Genomic DNA, 4,227 nt, shown 5'->3' on the forward strand with positions numbered 1-4,227 from the left:
AAACTTCAAAAGAGTCTCTTGGAAGATGGTCAAGCGATTAAAAAAGAATCACAGGTCCCTAAGCAAAAATCAAGGGCTCGTGACGGTCAATCAGATGTTGTGATTGCCGGGGTTGATAACCTCCTAGTTCGCTTGTCGGGGTGTTGTACGCCGGTCCCAGGTGATGCGGTGACGGGATACATCTCTCAAGGACGGGGAATTGCTGTCCACCGTTTTGATTGCCCGAATATTCATGCGGCCCAAAAAAGTGGGCAACGACTAGTTGAAGTTGTTTGGGCTGATCCAAACGGTCAACGTCCGGATTATACAGCCGACTTAACGATTCATGCAGAAAATGAACAAGGAATTTTAAACGCGATTTTACGGTCGTTAAATGCTAAAACTCGGTTCATTAAGGAAATTAACGGTCACGTGACTAAGGGAGGAATGGTCCAAGTTCAAGCCTCGATTGGTGTTTCTAATGTAGCCCAACTTAATGGCATCATTGACTCACTCTTGGCTGACCATTCAGTCTACGACGTCAAGCGAACTATTCATTGAAGAGCAGTCAGCACCTATGAGCTCAAGCTGACAATCAAAATTCAAATGAAACATACTCTGATGAGCGAGTAGCAAAAAAGGCAGTGGTTTGAGACCACTGCCTTTTTGTGTTACCTAATTTACCGGCAACGCGGCAGATTAAGTATTTATTTATTTATTTATTTTTCTTACCAAACCAGTAAACGAGGCCGAAGGGAATCGTTGATTCTGTACCAGTTAAGATGCGACCAATATTTTTACGGTGACGGTAGAAGACGAAGACCGTCAGAACAATCGCGATGATTGAGAGGATAACGTCTTGGTAATAGAGAACCGACATGAATGAGGCAAAGGTAAAGCCAACCATTGAGGCAACCGATACCATCGAAAAGAGGATTAGGCAGGTAATGAAGATGGCACAAACCATCAAGAAGAGGGGCGTGTTATAAACCGAGAGGACACCGGCCGATGTTGCGACCGCCTTACCACCCTTAAACCCAATCCAGATTGAGAAGGTGTGACCTAAGATGGCGGCTAGACCAACAATCATAATGTTGACATCGTGCAAGCCAAAGAAATAGGGCAAAAGGCCGGCTAAGGCCCCTTTTAAAATATCCATGACGAGGACAACTGTCCCTGGGATGGGACCAAGGATGCGGAAAGCATTGGTTGTACCAATGTTACCGGACCCTTCCGTGCGAATATCTTTGTGGTAAAAAACTTTTCCCAGCCAGTAACCGGGCATTAAAGATCCCAAAAGATAGGCGAGAACTAAAATGAAGATGATTTTGAACATGATAAATTAGACTCCTTTTATAAAAAGCACAGCACCGTTTATTCTACCATAGGAAATTATTTTGGCTAGTCTTTCTTAGCAAATCAAGGCCTGTCAGGTCAGCCTTGGTTGTTATTCATAATGATTTTAATTTGTCGGAACTTTATTTTTGGCTATTGTCAGTTTATCAGTTTTAATCTATGATAATTATTGATTGCCTAAAATGATGATTATTATTGTAAGATTCATGGCGGTGAAATGACGAGTAAGGAAGAAGACAGTGGCAAAGCAAACACACTACGATTCAGATTCAATTAAAATCCTTGAAGGCTTGGAAGCTGTCCGCAAACGTCCCGGAATGTATATCGGGTCGACTGATGGTCGCGGCTTGCACCACTTGGTTTACGAAATTGTTGATAACGCGGTTGATGAAGCCTTAGGTGGGTTCGGAGACGATATCCGCGTCACAATTGAAGAAAATAATGCGATTACGGTTCAAGACTTTGGTCGGGGGATGCCGGTGGGGATGCACTCATCTGGTAAGCCAACGCCTGAAGTTATTCTGACAGTCCTCCACGCCGGTGGAAAGTTTGGCCAGGGGGGCTATGCCACCTCTGGTGGTTTGCACGGGGTTGGTTCATCAGTTGTCAACGCCTTGTCAGAATCATTGAAGGTCACGATTGTCCGCGATGGCCATCGCTTTGAAGAAAGCTTTGAAAACGGAGGACAGCCGATTGGGACTTTGGTTGACTTAGGGCCTACTAAGGACAGCACCGGAACTCTGTTGACCTTCAAACCGGATGCTAGCATCTTCTCAACGACGGTCTTTAAGTTTGATACTTTGGCCGAACGTCTGCGTGAAGCGGCCTTTTTGATGTCTGGGGTTAAGTTTACGCTGACGGATAAGCGGGTTGACCCAGTTCGTGAGGAAGTCTACCACTATGATCACGGTCTTCAATCTTTCGTAGAATTCTTGAACGAAGAAAAAGAAGGTCTGGGTCCAATCATGACCTTTGAAGGTACCCAAGACAAAATTTTGGTTGACGTTGCCGCCCAATACAACGATGGTTACTCAGAAACCTTGATGTCCTTTGTTAACAACGTCCGGACCCAAGACGGGGGAACCCATGAAATGGGCTTCCGGTCAGCCTGGACCAAGGCCTTTAACGAATACGCCCGCCGGGTTAATTTGCTCAAGGACAAGGATAAGAACCTGGAAGGGTCTGACGTCCGTGAAGGACTGTCTGCCGTGATTTCCTTGCGGGTACCAGAAGAACTCTTGCAGTTTGAAGGGCAGACCAAGGATAAGCTGGGCACAACCGAAGCCCGGGCTGCCGTCGATGGGGTTGTCAACGAAACCTTGTCACGGTTCTTGCTCGAAAACGGGGACTTCGGGCAAAAGATTGTCCGTAAGGCCCTTCGTGCCCGTGAAGCCCGTGAAGCGGCCCGTAAGGCCCGCGAGGAATCTCGGACAGGCAAGACTAAGGGCAAGCGCGACCGCTTGCTTTCTGGTAAATTAGCGCCCGCCCAATCGAAAAACGCCGATAAGAACGAATTGTTCTTGGTCGAGGGTGATTCGGCCGGTGGGTCGGCTAAGCAGGGCCGGGACCGGAAATTCCAAGCCATCCTACCGTTGCGTGGGAAGGTCTTGAACACCCAAAAGGCCAAGTTGGCCGACATCTTAAAGAACGAAGAAATTTCAACCTTGATTTACGCCATTGGTGGTGGGGTTGGACCAGACTTTAATTTGAAAAATGCGGCCTTTGACAAAATCATTATCATGACCGATGCCGATGATGATGGGGCCCACATTCAAACCTTGTTGTTGACCTTCTTCTACAAGTACATGCGCCCCTTAATTGACGCTGGCCGGGTTTATATTGCCTTGCCACCGCTTTACCGGGTCAAGTACCGTGGTAAGACGGCCGACGCCTTTGCCTGGACTAACGATGAATTGGCCGAGATTACAGCACAATCAAAGACCAAGTACGAATTGACTCGTTTTAAGGGTCTGGGAGAAATGAACGCGCCACTCTTGTGGGAAACGACCATGGATCCCGAATCCCGGACGTTAATTCGTGTCAAAATCGATGATGCCGTCCTCGCTGAAAAGCGGGTGACGACCTTGATGGGTGATAAAGTTGATCCTCGCCGTCAATGGATTGAGCAAAACGTCCAATTCACGATGGAAGAAGATGGGTCAATTTTGGATAACGTTGCTGGTGGGTCGGATGCCAACGCCCAAGTCTTTGAACAGGCCTTGGCCGGTAAGACGCCAACGGCCAGTGCCAATGACGGGGACGAGGCGCCAACAGCCAGTTCAACGTCGGCAGCTGCTGACCAAAATGACGATGACCACGGCGATGAATCGTTTGAAAACTTGGATTTATTTTAAAAAATTAACTTAAGAAAGGTTGGGGATTGTCACTATGGCAGACCGCATTACCGAGCTCTCGCTGGAAGCCGTCATGGGCGAACGTTTTGGACGATATTCGAAATATATCATCCAGGAACGGGCCCTGCCGGATATCCGCGATGGGTTAAAGCCGGTCCAACGGCGGATTTTGTACGCCATGGACCAAGATTCAAATACCTACGACCACCCTTACCGAAAGTCAGCTAAGTCGGTCGGAAACGTGATGGGTAACTTTCACCCCCACGGTGATTCATCGATTTATGAAGCGATGGTCCGTTTGTCACAAGACTGGAAGGTCCGTGAACCTTTAATCGATATGAACGGAAACAACGGGTCAATCGATAATGATCCGGCTGCCGCCATGCGGTATACCGAATCACGGTTGACTAAGTTATCAGGTGAAATCCTGAAGGACTTGGCCCAAGACACCGTTGAAATGGTCTTAAACTTCGATGATACGACCTACGAACCAACGGTCTTGCCATCGCGAGTACTAAACCTCTTTGTGAACGGGGCG

The 4,227-nt window shown here is 47.7% G+C and carries 4 protein-coding genes; 3 read left to right on the forward strand and 1 reads right to left on the reverse strand.

Going from position 1 to position 4,227, the window contains the following annotated elements:
• On the forward strand, positions 1–540 hold a 540-nt coding region (locus AOQ29_RS08145; protein ID WP_322788034.1), incomplete at its 5' end, for an ACT domain-containing protein.
• 154 nt (positions 541–694) lie between these two features.
• On the opposite strand, the gene plsY is transcribed toward AOQ29_RS08145, so the two are convergent.
• On the reverse strand, positions 695–1,315 hold the full coding sequence (gene plsY, locus AOQ29_RS05670; protein WP_061993533.1) for a glycerol-3-phosphate 1-O-acyltransferase PlsY: 621 nt from the start codon (positions 1,313–1,315) through the stop codon (positions 695–697).
• A gap of 259 nt (positions 1,316–1,574) precedes the next feature.
• Here plsY and parE point away from each other — a divergent pair, with 259 nt between their 5' ends.
• Together parE and AOQ29_RS08150 are read left to right on the forward strand one after the other, a co-directional pair.
• Complete coding sequence (gene parE / locus AOQ29_RS05675; RefSeq protein WP_061993534.1) at positions 1,575–3,689, forward strand: DNA topoisomerase IV subunit B; 2,115 nt, start codon at positions 1,575–1,577, stop codon at positions 3,687–3,689.
• Between the two features lie 34 nt (positions 3,690–3,723).
• Positions 3,724–4,227: DNA gyrase subunit A (locus AOQ29_RS08150; RefSeq protein ID WP_275936583.1), on the forward strand; the 504-nt coding region annotated here is incomplete at its 3' end.

Source organism: Fructobacillus ficulneus, from assembly GCF_001047075.2.
Lineage (GTDB): Bacteria > Bacillota > Bacilli > Lactobacillales > Lactobacillaceae > Fructobacillus > Fructobacillus ficulneus.